This is a genomic window from Flavobacterium sp. N1736 (assembly GCF_025947065.1).
Lineage (GTDB): Bacteria > Bacteroidota > Bacteroidia > Flavobacteriales > Flavobacteriaceae > Flavobacterium.
This window is the reverse complement of record NZ_CP109994.1, coordinates 3,576,414-3,595,085: the sequence shown is the minus strand read 5'-3', so window position 1 is coordinate 3,595,085 and position 18,672 is coordinate 3,576,414. Positions and strand designations below refer to the sequence as shown.

Here is an 18,672-nt window from a genome sequence, read left to right as displayed (position 1 = left end):
ACTATTAAGCATGAAAAACAAAATTTTATACCTGTCAGCCGCATTGGCTTTTGCAGTATTTACATCTTGTAAAAGTGATGTAAAAACAGCAGATTCTGAAACAGCGCAAAAAGAATATCAAGGCAAAGAAATAGGATCAGAATTTGATGCAGAAATCGATAAGTTAGTTTCTCAAATGACATTGGAGGAAAAAATAGGCATGTTGCACGGAAACAGTATGTTTACTTCCGGCGGCGTAAAACGCTTAGGAATTCCTGAATTAAAAATGGCCGACGGACCGCTTGGTGTTCGTGAAGAAATCTCGCGAGACAATTGGGCACCGGCAGGTTTGACAAATGATTTTGCAACCTATTATCCGGCAGGCGGAGGTTTAGCCGCAACCTGGAATGCTGAAATGGCGTATACTTTTGGAAATAGTGTTGGACAGGAATTGCGTGCGAGAGACAAAGATATGTTGCTTTCGCCGGCAATTAATATCGTAAGAACGCCGCTTGGCGGAAGAACTTACGAATACATGAGTGAAGATCCGTTTTTGAATAAAAAAATTGCAGTGCCGTTAATTGTTGGTTTACAAGACAACGATGTTATGGCTTGCGTAAAACATTTTGCAGCAAACAATCAGGAAACTAATCGTGACTTTGTAGATGTAAGAATGGACGAACGTACACTTCGCGAAATTTATCTTCCGGCATTTGAAGCATCTATAAAAGAAGCGCACGCTTATGCAGTTATGGGCGCTTACAACAAATTTAGAGGCGAATATTTGTGTGAGAATGATTATATGCTAAATAAAATCCTGCGTAACGAATGGGGATTTAAAGGCGTTGTAGTTTCAGATTGGGCTGCGGTACATTCTACAGTAAAATCTTTAGAAAGTGGTTTGGATATTGAAATGGGAACTCCAAAACCATTCAATGAATTTTTCCTTGCCGATAAATTAATCGCTGCTGCAAAAAACAAAGAGATTTCAGAAGCAGAATTGGATAAACATGTAAAAAGAATTTTACGTACTTTATTTCAGGTAAAAGCTATGGGAAGCCAAAGTAAAGACCGTGTAAAAGGAAGTATTTCGACAGAAGCACATTATCAGGACGCTTATAAAATTGCAGCAGAAGACATCGTTTTATTGAAAAATGAAAACAATGCATTGCCATTAAAATTAGACGGAGTAAAATCGATTGCAGTAATTGGAAACAACGCTACGAAGAAAAATGCTCTTGGCGGATTTGGTGCAGGCGTTAAAACAAAAAGAGAAATTACTCCGCTTGAAGGTTTAAAAAACAGATTGCCATCGTCAATTAAAATCAATTATGCCGAAGGATATTTAGAGCGTTACGACGAAAAAAATAAAGGGAAATTAGGCGATATTACCTTAAACGGTCCCGTAACTATAGATCAATTAGATCCTGCAAAAGTTCAGGAAGCGGTAGAAGCAGCTAAAAAATCGGATGTTGCAATTATTTTTGCGGGTTCAAACCGTGATTATGAAACAGAAGCTTCAGATCGTAGAAATTTAAAATTACCATTTGGGCAGGAAGAATTGATTCAGAAAGTAATAGCAGCAAACCCAAGAACAATTGTAGTTATGGTTGCCGGAGCACCTTTTGATATTGATGCAGTAACCAAAAAAACATCAGCTTTAGTTTGGTCTTGGTTTAATGGTTCAGAAGGAGGAAATGCTTTGGCAGATGTAATTTTAGGAAAAGTAAATCCATCAGGAAAATTACCGTGGACAATGCCTAAACAAATTATGGATTCTCCGGCACACGCAACAAACAGTTTCCCAGGAGGAAAAACAGCAAATTATGGTGAAGGAATTTTGGTAGGATACCGTTGGTTTGATACTAAAAATATCGCGCCGTTATTTCCTTTCGGATACGGATTATCATACACCACTTTTGCTTTTGATAATGCAAAAACAGACAAAACTTCGTACGGACAAAACGAAACAATCACGGTTTGGATTGATGTAAAAAACACCGGAAAAGTTGATGGAAAAGAAGTTGTTCAGTTGTACACTTCAAAAGCAGATTCGAAAATAACACGCGCGGCACAGGAATTAAAAGGTTTCCAAAAAATATTAGTAAAAGCAGGAAATTCAGAAACCGTAACCATTAAAGTTCCGGTAAAAGAATTAGCATATTATGATGTTGCAGCCAAAAAATGGACAATTGAGCCAGGAAAATATACTTTGAAATTAGGAAATTCTTCAAGAGACATCAAGAAAGAAATTGTTGTAACGATCAAGTAATAATAGATTTTGCATTAATTGTGTGGGTCTTATAATTTAGATTATAACAGGAAACCCGATGAAATTATTTTCAGAATGCATTTAATGTTTTTAAGGAATGAGAACCACATAATTAATTGTAAAAATCAAAAAAATGAATAACCAAATAAAGAATTATCGGCTAAGTCTTGTTTTATGTTTTTCTTTTTTAAGTCTTTGGGCTTGCAGTTCAGATAAAGAGGAAACAAAAAAGGACAATAAAATTGAGGTTACAGGTTTATATCCAAGTTACAATACAAATCCAATTGCAGCCGATGCAAACGGAATGTCAAGTACAGCCGCACAATTGGCAGCAAAAATAAAATTGGGCTGGAATATTGGAAACACGCTTGAAGCAACAGGGGGAGAAACTGCCTGGGGAAATCCAAAAGTGACAAAAGCATTAATCGACGCTGTTAAAGCAAACGGTTTTAATGCCATTAGAATTCCGTGTTCATGGAACCAGTATTTAGAAAATTCGGCTACAGCCAAAATTAAAACAGACTGGCTAAACAGAGTCAAAGAAGTCGTACAATACTGTGTAGACAATGATATGTATGTTGTTGTAAATATTCATTGGGACGGCGGTTGGCTGGAAAATAATATTACCGAAGCCAAAAAAGTAGAAAACAATGCCAAACAAAAAGCTTTTTGGGAACAAATCGCGACACAATTACGTGGTTTTGATGAGCATGTACTTTTTGCCAGTGCCAATGAACCGGCAGTTGAAGATGCTGTACAAATGGCTGTTTTAACCTCGTATCACCAAACTTTTATAGATGCCGTTCGTTCTACCGGAGGAAAAAATGCTTATCGTGTTTTAGTAGTGCAAGGACCAACAACAGATATCGAGAAAACAAATAAACTAATGTTGACTTTGCCAACCGATAAAATTGCCAACAAAATGATGGTCGAAGTGCATTATTACGCTCCGTGGAATTTTGCCGGTTTAACCAAAGACGAAACCTGGGGAAAAATGTTCTATTATTGGGGAGCAAATTATCATTCAACAACAGACACAGAAAGAAATGCAAGTTGGGGAGAAGAAGCAGATTTAGAGAAAAACTTTAAACTAATGAAAGCCCAATTTGTCGATAAAGGAATTCCCGTTTTGTTAGGAGAGTTTGGCGCCATTCGCAGAACAACTTTAACAGGCGATGCGTTAACTTTACATTTAGCGTCAAGAGCCTATTATTTAAAAACGGTCGTAAAACAAGCAAAAGCAAATGGATTATTACCTTTTTATTGGGATGAAGGAAGTCTAAATGATAAAGGTTTTGGAATTTTTAACAGAGCCAATAATACCGTTTTTGACACTCAGGCATTAACCGCTTTGAAAGAAGGATTACAGTAAAAAACAATCGTTTTGCTATATAAGTGATATAAGACAATTTAAGTTTATTTAAAGATTGAATGGATTTTTACTTATATCACTTATATGGTTTAAAATAATTTAAATCGCTAAAAATGAAAAAATATATAATCTTTATTTTTTTGATATTCAGTACAATGGCAAACGCAAATGTGCGAATGCCTTTGTTGTTTTCTGACGGAATGGTACTGCAGCGCAACAAAGAAATTCCTGTTTGGGGCTGGGCAGATGCAAATGAAAAAGTTGAGGTTCATTTTAACAAACAAACCAAAACAATTCAGGCTGATAAAAACGGAAAATGGATGATAAAACTGTCTGCCGAAAAAGCAGGCGGACCTTTTGAATTATCCATTACAGGAAAAAATAAAATTGTCATCAAAAATGTTTTGGTTGGTGAAGTTTGGATTTGCAGCGGACAATCAAACATGGAATTTCAGATGTACAAAACCATGAATGCAGAAAAAGAAATGGACGACTCTGATTATCCAATGATTCGTCATTTTGGAGTAGCGCAGGATTTAAGCGGAACTCCAAAAGAAGATTTAAAAGCAGGAAAATGGCTGGTTGCCAACAAAGAAAACATTCGGGATTTTACGGCAGCAGGTTTCTTTTTTGCCAAAAAATTATATGCCGAATTAAAAATCCCAATTGGAATTATAAATACTTCCTGGGGCGGAACGAATGTAGAAACTTGGACAAGCCGTGAAGCTTTCGAAAAAAGCGATGAATTTAAATCGATGATTGCCGATGTTCCGCAAGTTGATATGGACGCCGTTTTTGAAGTGTATAAAAAGTCTCTTTTAGATAATATTAAAAAAATTCAGGGATTTGATGTTTCGATCGAAAATGAAAATCAGTTTAAGGAATTTAATTTTGATGATAAAAACTGGCCTGAAATAAAAGTGCCATCATTGTGGGAAAACCAACAAATAGGCAATATCGATGGTGTCGTCTGGATGCGAAAAACAATTATTTTAACTGCCGAACAAGCAAAAAGCGAAGCGGTTTTGCATCTCTCAAAAGTAGACGACGAAGATATTACGTATGTAAACGGAGTTGAAGTCGGAACCAATAAAATTTGGGAAGCTTTAAGAATTTATAAAATTCCAACAGGAGTTTTAAAAGAAGGCAAAAACGTAATCGCAGTAAGAATTGCGGATTATTCAGGCGGTGGCGGAATTTACGGTGATCCTGCCGATTTGAAAATTCAGTTCAAAGACAATAATATTCCACTCGAAGGACTTTGGAAATTTAATGTGGTTCAGGTAAAAATCGCCGTTTCTCCAAACAGTTATCCATCGTTATTATACAATGCAATGGTGAATCCATTGGTTCCGTATGCATTTCAAGGCGTTTTATGGTATCAGGGAGAAGCCAATGTTTGGCGTGCAAAACAATACAAAAAAGCATTTCCGTTAATGATTAACGATTGGCGAACAAAATGGAATCAGGGCAATTTTCCTTTTTACTTCGTACAATTGTCAACTTTCAACGAGTTTAACGGAAACAGTAAAGTGGGCAGCCGTTGGGCAGAACTTCGCGAAGCACAACTTGAGACCTTAAAAATATCAAATACCGGAATGGTCGTAACCACAGATATTGGTAACGCAAAAGACATTCACCCAACAAACAAACAAGATGTAGGTTTGCGTTTGGCGGCAATTGCCATGAACAACGTTTACGGCAAAAAACAAATTTATAGCGGACCAACTTTTAAATCTCAGGAAATTAAAGGAAACGAAATTATTCTGACTTTCGATACTATTGGTTCAGGATTAACAGCTTCAGACAATTCAGAAAATGTAAAAGGTTTTGAAATTGCCGGAGCAGATAAAGTTTTTTATTCCGCGAAAGCGATAATCAAAAACAATAAAGTCATCGTTTCAAGCGAAAATGTAAAAAGCCCTGTTGCCGTTCATTATGGTTGGGCCGATGACGATACCGAAATCAATCTTTTCAATAAAGAAAAATTCCCCGCATCGCCTTTTAGAACCGATAATTGGGCAATGATTACGGCAAACGAAATATATAAGGTTACTAAATAATCTTAATCGTAGTTAAATATCCTAAGAGGTTTTTTTCAACCTGTTGGGTATAATTGTCAAACAACCTAAAAGAAAATACCTAACAGGTTGAAAAAACCTGTTAGGATAACAAAATAAACCGAGCCGAAGGCTCTCTTAAAAGTTCCGGAGGAACGAACTATATTGTAGCAACGTCCCGAAGCTTCGGGATTAATCCGTTGACGGCAACAATTATATTTTGAACGGATTTTTAATTCGTTGAACGCAAGATCTACACATTTTAAATGGAAACAATTAAAATTTAAAACGCTACAAATGAACGTCACAAAAACATTTCTCATTTTACTATTTACCTTTTTTTGCATAAAATCGACAGCGCAATCCAGTCATGTTTTATGGTACAATCAACCGGCAGAATTTTTTGAAGAAAGTTTGGTTTTAGGAAACGGAAAATTGGGAGCAACGGTTTTTGGAGGCGTTAATTCAGATAAAATTTATTTAAACGATGTTACACTTTGGTCGGGAGAACCAGTGGATGCCGGCATGAATCCGTATGCATATAAAAATTTGCCGGAAATTCGCGAAGCGTTAAACAAAGAAGATTACAAGTTAGCTGAAGAATTAAATAAAAAACTGCAAGGTAAAAACTCTGAATCGTACGCGCCGCTTGGAACAATTGAAATCAACAATTCTCACAAAGGAAAAGTTGCCAATTATCATAGAGAACTTGATATTTCGAATGCTATTTCAAAAGTAAGTTACGAAGTTGACGGCGCAAAGTTTACCCGGGAATATTTTGTTTCGGCACCGGATCAAATCATGATTATCAAATTAACGAGCAGTCAAAAAGGAACTTTAAATTTTGATATTAATTTGAGCAGTTTATTAAAATCAAATGTTGAAATAAAAAATAATGTTCTTGAAATAAGCGGTATTGCACCAATGCATGAAAATCCGGGATATAATAAGATGGGATATTTTCCAGCTTTTCCTACAGCTGAGCAAAAAGAAGAAGCAGCAAAAGAAGCGAAAATTACCAGAGGAACACGATTTACTTCCTTATTAAAAATAAAAAATACTGACGGAAAAATCACAACGACGACAAATACTTTGGGCGTAAAAAATGCAACCGAAGCGATAATTTATGTTTCAGTTGCAACCAGTTTTAAAGCGTTTAATATAAACCCGTCCGTAGATGGAATCGCAAATGTTATTGCAGAGAAAAAATTAAGCAAAGCATTTTCAAAATCATTTGATGAATTAAAAAATTCACATATTGCCGATTATCAAAAATTCTACAATCGTGTCAATCTGGATTTAGGAAAAACAACCGCACCGAATTTACCAACAGACGAACGTTTATTGCGCTACGCTGACGGTAAAGAAGATAAAAATCTGGAAATTCTCTATTTTAATTACGGACGATATTTGCTAATAAGCAGTTCCAGAACTTTGGGCGTTCCGGCAAATTTACAAGGAATTTGGAATCCGCATTTAAATCCTCCCTGGAGCAGTAATTATACGATGAACATTAATCTGGAAGAAAATTATTGGCTGGCAGAAAACACCAATCTTTCAGAAATGCATTTGCCATTATTGAGTTTTATAAAAAACCTTTCGGTTACGGGAAAAATAACGGCTAAAACTTTCTACGGCGTAAATGAAGGCTGGGCAGCGGCACACAATTCAGATATTTGGGCAATGACAAATCCGGTGGGACAATTTGGCAAAGAAGACCCAATGTGGGCGTGCTGGCCAATGGCTGGCGCGTGGTTAAGCACACACATTTGGGAACATTATATTTTTACTCAGGATAAAGAATACTTAAAAAAAGAAGGTTATCCGTTGATGAAAGGAGCGGCTCAATTTTGCCTTGCATGGCTGGTGGTTGATAAAAAAGGAAATTTAATTACAGCCCCTTCAACGTCACCCGAAAATCAATATATAACACCGGATGGTTTTGTTGGCGCCACGATGTATGGCGGTACAGCCGATTTGGCGATGATACGAGAATGTTTCGACAAAACAATCAGGGCTTCTAAAATTTTAAATATTGATGCTGATTTCAGAGCTGAACTTGAAAAAGATCTGGTGAATTTACATCCGTATCAAATTGGCAAAAAAGGAAATCTGCAGGAATGGTATTTTGATTGGGATGATAAAGATCCAAAACACCGCCATCAATCACAATTATTCGGACTTTTCCCCGGCAACCATATTACGCCCGAGAAAACACCTGATTTAGCCGAAGCTTCCAGAAAAACGTTGGAAATAAAAGGTGACGAAACTACAGGCTGGTCAAAAGGCTGGAGAATTAATCTTTGGGCAAGACTTTGGGATGGAAATCGTGCATATAAAATGTTTCGCGAATTATTAAGATATGTTGATCCCGACGGAAAAAAAACCGAGACGCCAAGAAGAGGCGGAGGAACTTATCCGAATTTATTCGATGCGCATCCGCCATTTCAAATTGATGGTAATTTTGGCGGAGCTGCAGCCGTTGCAGAAATGCTCGTACAGTCTGACGAAAACGAAATAAGATTATTACCGGCTTTACCAGATGCCTGGGAAACCGGGTCTGTACGCGGAATTTGTGCCCGGGGCGGATTTGCAATCGAGATGAATTGGGAAAATAAGATCCTAAAGAAAGTTTCAGTTTCGTCTAAAATAGGAGGAAAAACAACTTTAATAAATGGAGACAAAAAACAAACTATTACCTTGAAAAAAGGAGAAAGTTTAGAAATAAACTGGTAAATAGTTTAACGCAATCAGTGTCAAACCCGACAGGTTTTTAAAACCTGTCAGGTTTACTACTATTTATAGTACAATACGTTATCAAAATTTTGCTACAAATTTATTTTAATTAACTTTGATTAAAATATTTTATAAATTATGGCTTACAATCCAACCACGGTCGCTAATTATTTTATAGACAAATATTCAAAAACAGGTAATCTCACTCCAATGAAGGTAATCAAACTTACCTACATCGCTTATGGCTGGTATTTGGCCTTAACGGATAAAAAGCAAAGATTAATTGATGAAAATCCTATTGCCTGGGATTTCGGACCTGTTTTTCCCTCTTTATATTACAGTCTTAAACAATATAAAAAAGAAAAAATTACCGAGAAAATTCCAAACGCCATCAAGAACGAAAAGGTTTCAGGCGAAGACGGTAAATTTTTAGATAAAATATGGGAGCTTTACGGAAGATATGACGGAATTTATTTGAGTGCTTTAACCCATAATGAGGGCACGCCATGGACAAAAGTTTATCGTAAAGACAGTAACGCCCTTATTTCTGACGATGATATTTTTGAACACTATAAAAATCAATTAAAACCAATTTCTGCCTAAGATGTCGTCACTAAACCTAAGTCGGATTTCTATTGAAAATACTGCGTCAATAACTCCGGATGATATAGAAAATGCCCGCGCCCAAAATCAAATTCTTGAAGACAGATTAGGAAATGCCAAAGTAGGCCGATTTCTTGAAGATACTAAACTGAGAAGACATTTAACCTATATTTTTTCTGTCATAATTCTTCTTTGGCTCGCTTCTGTAGTGTCTATTTTATATTTTAATGGTTATTTGCTAAAACTGAATCTTTCAGAAAATGTTTTGATTACTCTATTGACAACATCGTCTGTAAATGTAATTGGAATGATGTTGATTATTCTTAAAAATTTATTTCCGCAACCCGTTAATAAAGAGGAAGAAGCAGAGAAATAATTATTCTTTTTCTGTTGTTTCAGTCTTTTTTTCGGTGTGGTTTTCTTTGAAGTTTTCGTACCATTTTTCGATAGAAGGATACACAAAACCGGCTACTTTTTTAATCGGATTATAAAAGATAGAGTTGTCTAAGGTTTCTTTTTTGGCAAAAGTATTGTCGAAATTTATTTTTTCGAAAAGAGCAATTATAATACTTAAAATTAAGATCGTTTTCAGGATTCTGAAAAAACCTCCGCCCAATTTATTCAGCCAGCCCAATTGAGCAAAATCTGCGATTCCGGTTAAGGCTTTCGCTAATAAATAAACGCCAACTACAACCAGAATAAAAGTTAAGATAAAAGCGGTAGCCTGAATCGTATTTGGATTCCACGAAACATGTTTCATGATAATTTCTTTCATAAAAGAAGAAAATTTGATCGCTAAATAGATACCCAGTAATAAAGAAATAAAAGATGCAATTTCTACAAAAAGTCCGTTTTTAATTCCTTTATAAAGACTGTACGCCAAAAGCACACCAAAAATCATATCTAAAACACTCATATTTTTTGTCGTTGTATATTGAGGCGCAAATATAGATCTTTTTTTAGGTTCAAAGGTTCGGAGATACAAAGGTTCAGAGGTTTTTAATTGTGGAATATTTCTATGTGTTTAATTTTTTAAGGTCTTTGAGTTTGAAGTCCGTATCTTTGCAAATCTAATTTTAGAGTTCAGATTGTTGATTTTAGATTTTTAAGTCAGCAATCTAAAATCTAAAATCTAAAATCACAAATATACATGTCCAGAGATACACAATTAAAAGAGCGTTGGGAAAAGCTCGTTGATATACTTTCAAATCAATTTTCGCAAGGCGAAGATTTAGATTTAGATGCCATTATTTACCTAATCGGAGTTCAGGAACTTGGAAAAGTACACCGTGAATATAAAAAAGATGAAAAATTAAATTTAATGCACATCGCTATTTGCCGATTATTAGAACCGTACGGATTTTACGAATTCGAATATTTTGATGAAGACGGATGGCCGCATTATAAAGTAAAAGAAGAATTACCGCCGCTAAAAGCAGGCGAACAATCTGTTTTGATGAAAGAAGCGATTGTGAATTATTTTTTAGAAAGACAACTTATAGAGTAGGGATTTTAGATTTTAGAGTGCAGATTTTAGATTTTGGATGAAAATAGCAGAAGTTTAGAATACTTCTCACCTCTCACCTTTAACATCTCACTTTTTTACTTAAATTTGTACTCTCAATTATTGAAGGAAAATGATAGACAAGATAAAACAACATATAGAGGAAGCTAAGGCCTTTAATGAGAAAAATAAAGAATCTTTAGAGCAGTTCCGAATTAAATATTTAGGTAGTAAAGGGTTGCTGAAAGAGCTTTTTACAGAGTTCAAAAATATTCCAAATGACCAGAAAAAAGACTTTGGACAAGTAATAAATACCTTAAAAGCTGTTGCTGAAGAAAAAGTAAGAGAGATTCAGGAAGAACTTGAAAGCAAAGAAGAAGTAAAAGGTATTTTTGGAGATTTAACAAGATCGTCAGAGCCTGTTATTATTGGTTCTCGTCATCCTATTTCTATCGTTAAAAATCAAATTATAGATATTTTTGCCAATATTGGCTTCAATGTTTCCGAAGGTCCGGAAATTGAAGACGACTGGCATAATTTTACGGCATTAAACTTACCTGAATACCATCCGGCGCGTGATATGCAGGATACATTTTTCATTCAGACAAATCCTGATGTGTTGTTGCGTACGCATACATCATCTGTTCAGGTTCGTTATATGGAAAACCACAAACCGCCAATTCGTACGATTTCTCCGGGACGTGTATTTCGTAACGAAGCAATTTCGTCACGTTCGCACTGTATTTTCCATCAGGTTGAAGGATTATACATTGACAAAGATGTATCGTTTGCCGATTTGAAACAGACATTACTTTATTTTACAAAAGAAATGTTCGGAAAATCGAAGATTCGTTTACGTCCGTCCTATTTTCCATTTACAGAACCAAGCGCCGAAATTGATATTTATTGGGGTTTAAAAACCGAAACTGATTACCGTATTACAAAAGGAACCGGCTGGTTAGAAATTGGAGGTTGCGGAATGGTTGATCCGAATGTTCTTAAAAATTGCGACATCAATCCGGACGAATTTAATGGTTTTGCTTTCGGAATGGGAGTGGAACGAATCGCAATGTTACTATATCAAATTGGTGATATTCGTATGTTTTACGAAAATGATGTTCGTTTCCTAGAGCAATTTAAAGCAAATATTTAATTTTAAGTCAAAAGTCAAAAGTCGAAAGTCTCAAAGTTTGGGACTTTCGACTTTCGACTTTTAAACTTTCGACTCATTATGAAAGCAGATATAACAATCCCCGAAGTAGAAAACGTATTTTTAGCCGCTGTTCAGGAATGGAGCGACGATTTTATGGAGAAAGTGTGGTACGCTTATCTTATAAACGACAGTGACTTTAATTTAGACAGTGTAATGGTAGTTTCAAAAGCTTTTGGAACTATTGATGGAGAAATGAAAAAAACTTCTATTTTGCGTCACGCTTTTGTAGAAGTTCCGGCCGTTTCTGTAGTAAAAATCGAAATGATCGAAAAAAGTCTTTTGGTTTTAAACAACGAATTCATGGTAACTTTCTTCATTGGAAATACTTTATACGACAAGAAATTTATCTTCAAATCAAACCTAATCAACGAAAATAATACGGAAGAAGTGCCGATTTTGTTTGTTGAAGGGATTATGGTGAAGTAGTTTTTTAGAGAATAGATTATAGAGAATAGATTATAGAGAATAGAATAAAGAAGAAAGAGTCAAGACGAAATTTAATTAGTCTTGACTCTTTTTTTATTCTCAAAGTATAGAAGTCTATTTTCTTTACTCTTTCCTCTATTTTCTAAAAAAAAAACTTAATCCAAAGACTCCGTTAATTTCTTAAATACAGATTTCGCATCTTTTCCTTCGTATAAAATACTGTAAACGGCATCGATAATTGGCGTTTTAGCGCCGTAACCCTGATTTAGTTTATAAGCACTTTTGGTAGCATAATAACCTTCGGCAACCATGCTCATTTCCATCATCGCACTTTTTACTGTGTAACCTTTTCCAATCATGTTTCCAAACATTCTGTTTCTGGAGAAAACGGAATATCCTGTAACCAATAAATCGCCCAAATAAGCAGAATCATTGATGTTACGTTTCATTTTATGTACTTTTCGAATGAATTTTTTCATCTCACGAATTCCGTTACTCATCATTACCGATTGGAAATTATCTCCGTAACCCAAACCATGAGCAATTCCGGCTGCAATCGCGTAAATGTTTTTTAGCATTGCGGCATATTCAGTTCCGATAATATCGTCTGAAATTTTAGCTTTAATGTAATTTCCGGATAATTGTTTGGCTACATTCTTCGCTTTATCAGGATCGCCGCAGGCAATTGTTAAGTAGGAAAGTCTTTCTAGCGCCACTTCTTCTGCGTGACAAGGACCTGTAATAACACCTATATTGTAATATGGAATATCGTATTGAATATGAAAATGTTCTCCAACAATTAAACTCGTTTCAGGAACAATTCCTTTAATAGCTGAGAAAATAATTTTATCTGCTAACGAAACAGTCATGTTTTTCAACTCTGCATCTAAAAAAGCAGACGGAATAGCAAAAATCACATAATCTGCATATTCTATGGCTTCGTTGATATTGTTGGTTAATTTAAGCTTGTTTGTATCAAACTCTACAGAACTTAAATAGTTAGGATTGTGTTTGTATTTTTGAATGTGCTCGATTGCGGCATCATTGCGCATATACCACGAAATTTCGGAAAGATTTACACAAAGCATTTTTGCAATTGCCGTTGCCCAACTACCTCCTCCAATTACTGCAAATTTTAAATTTTCGCTCATTATTTTAATAATTTAAAACAAAAGTACTTAATAATGTAGTAATAACACAAAATCTCATTTAAGAAATTTAAAAATGCCCTTTAAAAATAATGGTTTCACGAGATTTTAAAATTCAGAAAAATATTTTTGACATCACACAATAAAACGTTATTAGTTACGTTATAAGTAATTATAAATTAGAATTTTAATGAGTTTAGCAAAAATTGAGTTAGTTAGTTTTGTTTTAGTATTTTAAAAAGGCGTTCCTAAATATTTTTAAGAACGCCTTTTTTTTAGTTTAAAAATACAGTTTACAGTCTCAGTTTACAGTTTGCACTGCGACTGAATACTGAATGCAAACTGCGACTGTTTTTTACTGCGACTGAAAACTGCAACTAGTAACTAAGCTCAACAATCGATTTTACTTTATCTAAAGTTACCAATTGGTTTTCGCCAAGACCTTTCCAGCCTCTTTCATCAAAACGATTTACTATAAAATCTGCTGTTTTGGTATAATCATCAGTGTATTGCGAAAGTTTCGTGTCCATTCCCATTGTATGGAAAAATTCTACTGTTTTGTTGATGGCTTCTTTGGCAACTTCGTCATCAGAACCTGTTAGGTTGAAAATTCTTCTTCCGTATTGTGCCAGTTTTCCTTTTTTGGTTTCAAACATTACGTTGTATAAACTTGGTCCAATAATCGCCAAAGTTCTCGCGTGGTCAATTCCGTAAAGTGCTGTTAATTCGTGACCAATCATGTGTGTTGCCCAATCAGAAGGAACTCCTTTTTGAATCAAACCGTTTAGAGCCATTGTACAGCTCCACATAAAATTAGATGCCAAAGCATAATCTGTTGGGTTTTCTACCACTTTTGGACCCACTTCGATTAAAGTCTGCAAAATTCCTTCGGCAATTCTGTCTTGTAAATAACCTTCATGCGGATACGTTAAATATTGCTCCATTACGTGTGTGAATGCATCTACAACACCATTTTGAATTTGTCTTTTTGGTAGCGACTCGATAACGGTTGGATCGCAAATAGAGAATTTTGGAAATAATGCACTGCCGCCAAAAGCCAATTTTTCCTGTGATGCTGCAATCGTAACCACAGAACCGGAATTCATTTCGCTTCCTGTTGCCGGAAGTGTTAAAACAGTTCCAAAAGGCACAGCATTTTCTTTAATCAGGATTCTTTTTTGTAAAATATCAATCGGATTTCCTTCAAAATTAACGGCTGCCGAAATAAATTTCACACCATCAATAACAGATCCACCGCCAACAGCCAGAATAAAGTCAATTTTTTCGGCTTTAATCACTTCAACAGCTTTCATCAAAGTTTCAAAATGCGGATTTGGTTCAATTCCTCCAAATTCAACAATATTAAAACCTTTCAGATTATTGATTACCTGTTCGTGAACTCCATTTTTAAAAATACTTCCACCGCCATAAGCCAATAATATTTTAGCATCTTTTGGCACTAAAGTCGAAAGTTTTTCAATTTGTCCTTTTCCGAAAATTAAATTTGTCGGATTGTATAATTCAAAGTTTAACATTTTTTTGTTTTTAAGTTTCTGAGATACTAGATTCTAAGTTGCTAAGTTTTTTAACCTTAGTAGCTTAGCAACTTATAGACTTAGTATCTTATCATAATTTTTTCAATAATTTATCGGCAACCAATTTTGACGAAGCAGGGTTTTGTCCAGTAATCAAAAGTCCGTCTTCCACAGAATAAGGCGCCCAATTTGGTCCTTTAGAAAATTTGGCCCCATTTTGAGTCAAAACATCTTCTAATAAAAACGGAACAACTTTGGTTAAACCTACAGCTTCTTCCTCTTCGTTTGTAAACCCTGTTACTTTTTTATCTTTCACTAAAAATTCACCATTCACCTTTACATTTTTTAAAACGGCTGGCGCGTGACAAACAAATGCTACCGGTTTATTATGTGTGTAAAAAGATTCGATTAAAGCGATTGAATTTTTGTCTTCTACCAAATCCCAAAGTGGTCCGTGACCTCCTGGATAAAATACAGCATCGTAATCTTTTTGATTAATAGTCGAAAGTTTATGCGTGTTTTTTAATTTTTCCTGTAATGCTTTATCGGCGTCAAAACGTTTAGTGTCTTCGGTTGCTGATGACGGATCGGCACTTTTTGGGTCAATTGGCGGCTGACCTCCAAGTGGCGACGCAATTGTAATTTCAACACCTTTATCTAGTAGTTCATAATAAGGTGCAGCCAATTCTTCAGACCAAAATCCGGTTTTTTCTCCGGTGTTGCCCAGTTTATCATTACTGGTCACAACAAATAATACTTTTTTCATACCTTTTTTTGATTTTTGAGCTGTAGCAGAAATGCTAAAAGCTGTGAATGCTATAATCGATAATAATGCTATTTTTTTCATAGGGTTTAAAATTTTTAACAAAATTAATGTTTAAGTGATATTTGTAAAAATAAAATAAACTATGTTTGTTATAAATATATTTATGTCATGGTAAATCTCGAGTGGTACAGAACTTTTAAAGCGGTTTATAAAAACGGAAACTTTTCTGTGGCCGCAAAAGAATTATTTATGAGCCAGCCTGCCGTTAGTCAGCAAATTTCTATGTTAGAAGCTCATGTTGGAAATAAATTGTTTAATAGAAAATCAAAAGGAGTAGAGCCAACTGAATACGCTAAGTTACTGAATAATTTAATTATTGATGCGCTTGATCGCCTGGAAAATGTTGAAAATACGTTTAGGGCAAAAGCAGAAGATGCAAACCGATTAATTTCGGTTGGAATTTCACAACATCTTTTTGACTGCGTTGGTCATCTTTTAATTTCGAAGTTTGATTTAATCGATTTTACTTTCGCAGAAAATGATGCTCTTTTTGAATTAGTCAATTCAAAAAAACTTGATTTTGCCATCACAACAAAAAGGTTTGATACTTTTGATACCACTTATGAAATTGTTGGAAAAATTAAACTGATCATGGTTGCGCCAACAAATTTGGACATTACAGAATTTCGCCAGCGTTTAAAAGCAGACAATTTTACGGAAATTGAACAATGGCTTAATGTGCAAAAATGGTATAGTCATGATGCGCGAATTCCGCATATAAAATTATTCTGGCTGCATGCTTTTAATAAAAAAAGACCGTCTATGGTTCCTAATTATATCATTCCTTCAGAAGCTGAAATGCTGAGGCTTTTGGTTAAAAATGAAGGAATTGCCGTAACCTGGAATTGTAATGCCAGAAATTATATTAAAGAAAATAAATTACAGTTAGTATGGAACAGTTTTCACGTTCCGGAGGAATTTGTCTATTTATTAGTTCCCAAAAACAATAATTTAAATTCTTTTTTTGATATTATTTCTAAAGAATTAAAACTGTTTTTTGGAAATAGATTGTAGTTTTTCGTCAGGAATTCTATTTTTAGTAATTCATAGCAAACTTTTGCGTTTATAAATTCGTGACAACCCGTTTTTTAAGTTATGGAAAATTTTCAAAATATTAGAATCGCTGTTGATGCCATTGTTTTTGGATATAAAAACAATAGTTTATATGTGCTTTTAATAGAACAAAAGTTTGGTTCGGCAGAGAAATATTGGGCGCTTCCGGGCGGTTTGGTAAAACAGGATGAATCGTTAAAAGACGCTGTAATTCGCGAGCTGCATGAAGAAACCAATGTGCAGTTAACTTTCATGGAACAGCTTTACACCTTTGGCGATGATATTTACAGAGATTCCAGAAACCGCGTTATTTCTGTTGCTTATTTTGCATTGGTCGATGCTTCAAATTTGGAGATAAAAGCAGATACAGATGCCGAAAGAGTACAATGGTATAAAATAGATGCTATTCCTTCTTTAGCATTCGATCATAATTTAATTATCGAAAAAGCGATTGCAAGATTAAAAGCAAAACTCACTTACGAACCGATTGGTTTCGATTTGCTTCCCGAAGAATTCTTGTTTTCGGATCTTGAAAATTTGTATTGCACCATTTTAGAGAAAGAAATTGACCGCAGAAATTTCAGAAAAAAGATACTTAGTTATGGTTTTTTAGAACAAACCGAACATTTTTCGCCCATAAAAAGTGGTCGTCCGGCAAAATTATTTAAGTTTAATGGTTTAAAATATAATGACTTGATTGAAAAAGGCTTTCACTTTGAAATAAAATTTGCTTAACCTACTTGACATGATTAAACCATTTCCATTCCATTCTGATTTAAGAGATCATTTTAAAAAGCAAGACAAAACATGGTCTTGGTTTTCTGAAGAAAAAGTAAAAGCAGAACAGCAGGAAGCCTTTAAAACCGATTTATTAAAAAATTCATATCGGATTGATCCCAATACGGAACCGAAGGTTTATGAGATTTTAAATACGGCAAAAGATAAATTAGGAATCCTTGTTCCAATCACCATTTATCAGTCGCAAAGTATGGATAATAATGCCGGAATTGTTTTTTTTGAAAACGAAGCCCATATTATTTTATCAGGAACGATTTTAAAATTACTTAACGACGATGAATTACTGGTTTTATTCGGACATGAATTGTCGCATATTTTATTGTTTAGTTTAGAAAATGGCGATTTTGAAATAACCAACAGAATTATCAATACCATTGCGAGCGATACCAACAGTGAATTATTTTATTATGAAACTGCAAGATTATATCAGCTTTACACGGAATTATTTTGTGATTTAGGCGCTTTAAAAGTCAGCGGAAGTCTGGAAACTACGATTCAGACTTTAGTCAAATTAAATACAGGTTTAGAAAAAGTTTCGGCAGAAAGTTATCTTAAACAAGCCAATGAAATTCTGGATCGAATAGAAAAAGGTTCTGATGGAGAAACGCATCCGGAGAATTTTATTCGTGCCAAATCGCTGGAAATCTTTGAAAACGATCATGGGAATTTTTATTCGAGAACAGAAAAAATTATTTCCGGAAAAACCGATTTGCATCAGCTGAATTTATTCAACAAAAAATTGGTTTTTGATACTACAAAAGAACTAATCTTGATTATTCTTAAACCAAAATGGACGCAGTCTGAATATTGCACCACTCTTTTTAAACAATATTTCTCCAATTCAGATAAAAAAAATGATGCGTTTATTGATGAAGCTTTCAAACTAAAAATCGAAAACAGCAAGAAAAATCTAAAGGAATATTACGCGTATGTAATGCTCGATTTTGCGTTATGCGATCCGGATTTGAAAGAGGCATTTATTGGACACATTTTAGATATTTCTGAACAATTGGGTTTGGAAGACGAGATGAAAACGATTCTAAAAAAAGAACTGAATCTGACTGAAAAAACATATAAAGCTTTTGCTCAGGATTGTACGACTACCTTAAATACTATTTTAGAATCTGACCAGGAAAATACTTATTAA

At 34.7% G+C, this 18,672-nt stretch carries 16 protein-coding genes; 12 read left to right on the top strand and 4 right to left on the bottom strand.

Features of this window, described 5'->3' with window-relative positions; all coding sequences use genetic code 11:
- Positions 1-10: 10 nt before the first annotated feature.
- The 6 genes from OLM54_RS15375 (at position 11) to OLM54_RS15350 (ending at position 9,398) form a co-directional block, all read left to right on the top strand.
- Positions 11-2,251 carry a glycoside hydrolase family 3 C-terminal domain-containing protein gene (locus OLM54_RS15375; protein ID WP_264535453.1) on the top strand — a complete coding sequence of 747 codons (2,241 nt, stop codon included), beginning with the start codon at positions 11-13 and terminating at the stop codon, positions 2,249-2,251.
- Between the two features lie 133 nt (positions 2,252-2,384).
- A complete protein-coding gene (locus OLM54_RS15370; RefSeq protein ID WP_264535452.1) occupies positions 2,385-3,623 on the top strand; it encodes a glycoside hydrolase family 5 protein in 1,239 nt (412 codons plus the stop codon).
- Positions 3,624-3,736: 113 nt separating this feature from the next.
- The gene (locus OLM54_RS15365) at positions 3,737-5,686 is read left to right on the top strand and encodes a sialate O-acetylesterase (RefSeq protein WP_264535451.1); all 1,950 of its coding nucleotides are present in this window, start codon (positions 3,737-3,739) and stop codon (positions 5,684-5,686) included.
- 294 nt (positions 5,687-5,980) lie between these two features.
- The gene (locus OLM54_RS15360; protein ID WP_264535450.1) at positions 5,981-8,419 is read left to right on the top strand and encodes a glycoside hydrolase family 95 protein; all 2,439 of its coding nucleotides are present in this window, start codon (positions 5,981-5,983) and stop codon (positions 8,417-8,419) included.
- Positions 8,420-8,557: 138 nt separating this feature from the next.
- Positions 8,558-9,022 carry a Panacea domain-containing protein gene (locus tag OLM54_RS15355; protein WP_264535449.1) on the top strand — a complete coding sequence of 155 codons (465 nt, stop codon included), beginning with the start codon at positions 8,558-8,560 and terminating at the stop codon, positions 9,020-9,022.
- A 1-nt stretch (position 9,023) separates the two neighbouring features.
- The gene (locus OLM54_RS15350; protein ID WP_264535448.1) at positions 9,024-9,398 is read left to right on the top strand and encodes a hypothetical protein; all 375 of its coding nucleotides are present in this window, start codon (positions 9,024-9,026) and stop codon (positions 9,396-9,398) included.
- On the opposite strand, the gene OLM54_RS15345 is transcribed toward OLM54_RS15350, so the two are convergent.
- A complete protein-coding gene (locus tag OLM54_RS15345) occupies positions 9,399-9,938 on the bottom strand; it encodes a CvpA family protein (protein ID WP_264535447.1) in 540 nt (179 codons plus the stop codon).
- A gap of 234 nt (positions 9,939-10,172) precedes the next feature.
- Between OLM54_RS15345 and OLM54_RS15340 the strand changes: the two genes are divergently transcribed.
- The 3 genes from OLM54_RS15340 (at position 10,173) to OLM54_RS15330 (ending at position 12,165) form a co-directional block, all read left to right on the top strand.
- Entirely contained in the window at positions 10,173-10,529 is a 357-nt protein-coding gene (locus tag OLM54_RS15340; protein WP_264535446.1) for a hypothetical protein, read from the top strand.
- A 130-nt stretch (positions 10,530-10,659) separates the two neighbouring features.
- Positions 10,660-11,679 carry a phenylalanine--tRNA ligase subunit alpha gene (locus OLM54_RS15335; RefSeq protein ID WP_264535445.1) on the top strand — a complete coding sequence of 340 codons (1,020 nt, stop codon included), beginning with the start codon at positions 10,660-10,662 and terminating at the stop codon, positions 11,677-11,679.
- A gap of 78 nt (positions 11,680-11,757) precedes the next feature.
- Positions 11,758-12,165 carry a hypothetical protein gene (locus tag OLM54_RS15330; protein WP_264535444.1) on the top strand — a complete coding sequence of 136 codons (408 nt, stop codon included), beginning with the start codon at positions 11,758-11,760 and terminating at the stop codon, positions 12,163-12,165.
- 155 nt (positions 12,166-12,320) lie between these two features.
- On the opposite strand, the gene OLM54_RS15325 is transcribed toward OLM54_RS15330, so the two are convergent.
- The 3 genes from OLM54_RS15325 to OLM54_RS15315 form a co-directional block, all read right to left on the bottom strand.
- A complete protein-coding gene (locus OLM54_RS15325) occupies positions 12,321-13,316 on the bottom strand; it encodes an NAD(P)H-dependent glycerol-3-phosphate dehydrogenase (protein WP_264535443.1) in 996 nt (331 codons plus the stop codon).
- 374 nt (positions 13,317-13,690) lie between these two features.
- Entirely contained in the window at positions 13,691-14,848 is a 1,158-nt protein-coding gene (locus OLM54_RS15320; RefSeq protein ID WP_264535442.1) for an iron-containing alcohol dehydrogenase, read from the bottom strand.
- Positions 14,849-14,939: 91 nt separating this feature from the next.
- The gene (locus tag OLM54_RS15315) at positions 14,940-15,695 is read right to left on the bottom strand and encodes a type 1 glutamine amidotransferase domain-containing protein (RefSeq protein WP_264535441.1); all 756 of its coding nucleotides are present in this window, start codon (positions 15,693-15,695) and stop codon (positions 14,940-14,942) included.
- A gap of 87 nt (positions 15,696-15,782) precedes the next feature.
- On the opposite strand from OLM54_RS15315, the gene OLM54_RS15310 reads away from it, so the two are divergent.
- The 3 genes from OLM54_RS15310 to OLM54_RS15300 all read left to right on the top strand — a co-directional run bounded on the left by OLM54_RS15310 (position 15,783) and on the right by OLM54_RS15300 (position 18,672).
- Complete coding sequence (locus OLM54_RS15310; protein ID WP_264535440.1) at positions 15,783-16,688, top strand: LysR family transcriptional regulator; 906 nt, start codon at positions 15,783-15,785, stop codon at positions 16,686-16,688.
- 81 nt (positions 16,689-16,769) lie between these two features.
- Complete coding sequence (locus OLM54_RS15305; protein WP_264535439.1) at positions 16,770-17,462, top strand: NUDIX hydrolase; 693 nt, start codon at positions 16,770-16,772, stop codon at positions 17,460-17,462.
- 10 nt (positions 17,463-17,472) lie between these two features.
- A complete protein-coding gene (locus tag OLM54_RS15300; protein WP_264535438.1) occupies positions 17,473-18,672 on the top strand; it encodes a M48 family metalloprotease in 1,200 nt (399 codons plus the stop codon).

Excerpts from the sequence above, each read along its gene's own strand:
- OLM54_RS15375 (WP_264535453.1), top strand. The coding sequence starts at position 11 with ATGAAAAACAAAATTTTATACCTGTCAGCCGCATTGGCTTTTGCAGTA.
- OLM54_RS15370 (WP_264535452.1), top strand. The coding sequence starts at position 2,385 with ATGAATAACCAAATAAAGAATTATCGGCTAAGTCTTGTTTTATGTTTT.
- OLM54_RS15365 (WP_264535451.1), top strand. The coding sequence starts at position 3,737 with ATGAAAAAATATATAATCTTTATTTTTTTGATATTCAGTACAATGGCA.
- OLM54_RS15360 (WP_264535450.1), top strand. The coding sequence starts at position 5,981 with ATGAACGTCACAAAAACATTTCTCATTTTACTATTTACCTTTTTTTGC.
- OLM54_RS15355 (WP_264535449.1), top strand. The coding sequence starts at position 8,558 with ATGGCTTACAATCCAACCACGGTCGCTAATTATTTTATAGACAAATAT.
- OLM54_RS15350 (WP_264535448.1), top strand. The coding sequence starts at position 9,024 with ATGTCGTCACTAAACCTAAGTCGGATTTCTATTGAAAATACTGCGTCA.
- OLM54_RS15345 (WP_264535447.1), bottom strand. The coding sequence starts at position 9,938 with ATGAGTGTTTTAGATATGATTTTTGGTGTGCTTTTGGCGTACAGTCTT.
- OLM54_RS15340 (WP_264535446.1), top strand. The coding sequence starts at position 10,173 with ATGTCCAGAGATACACAATTAAAAGAGCGTTGGGAAAAGCTCGTTGAT.
- OLM54_RS15335 (WP_264535445.1), top strand. The coding sequence starts at position 10,660 with ATGATAGACAAGATAAAACAACATATAGAGGAAGCTAAGGCCTTTAAT.
- OLM54_RS15330 (WP_264535444.1), top strand. The coding sequence starts at position 11,758 with ATGAAAGCAGATATAACAATCCCCGAAGTAGAAAACGTATTTTTAGCC.
- OLM54_RS15325 (WP_264535443.1), bottom strand. The coding sequence starts at position 13,316 with ATGAGCGAAAATTTAAAATTTGCAGTAATTGGAGGAGGTAGTTGGGCA.
- OLM54_RS15320 (WP_264535442.1), bottom strand. The coding sequence starts at position 14,848 with ATGTTAAACTTTGAATTATACAATCCGACAAATTTAATTTTCGGAAAA.
- OLM54_RS15315 (WP_264535441.1), bottom strand. The coding sequence starts at position 15,695 with ATGAAAAAAATAGCATTATTATCGATTATAGCATTCACAGCTTTTAGC.
- OLM54_RS15310 (WP_264535440.1), top strand. The coding sequence starts at position 15,783 with ATGGTAAATCTCGAGTGGTACAGAACTTTTAAAGCGGTTTATAAAAAC.
- OLM54_RS15305 (WP_264535439.1), top strand. The coding sequence starts at position 16,770 with ATGGAAAATTTTCAAAATATTAGAATCGCTGTTGATGCCATTGTTTTT.
- OLM54_RS15300 (WP_264535438.1), top strand. The coding sequence starts at position 17,473 with ATGATTAAACCATTTCCATTCCATTCTGATTTAAGAGATCATTTTAAA.